Annotated in this window: 1 protein-coding gene; it reads left to right on the forward strand. The window is 49.4% G+C overall.

Annotated features, from left to right (window positions below; genetic code table 11):
- Positions 1-271: cadherin-like domain-containing protein (locus AB4484_RS26610; protein WP_372081044.1), on the forward strand; the 271-nt coding region annotated here is incomplete at both ends.

The following is a 271-nucleotide window of genomic DNA, read 5'->3' on the forward strand; positions in this document are numbered from 1 at the left end:
GATGGTACAACCAACGGCGTGGATGACTTCCTAACAGACAATGCGGAAATCAGCCTTGTAGTAACAGAAGTCAATGACCAACCGGTAGCAACCAATGTTGACTTGGGTACCATGCTTGAAGAAGGTCAGTTGATCATCAAAGCTGAAGACCTGATTGCAGCGACGACCGATCCTGAGGGCGATGCTATTACCGTGACTGGAGTCGTTATCGACCAAGGTCTGGGACAGCTTCAGAAGTTCGAAAATGTCGGTGGTGCGGATGACAACTCGA

It is taken from the genome of Vibrio sp. 10N.261.46.A3 (assembly GCF_041472995.1).
GTDB lineage: Bacteria > Pseudomonadota > Gammaproteobacteria > Enterobacterales > Vibrionaceae > Vibrio > Vibrio coralliirubri.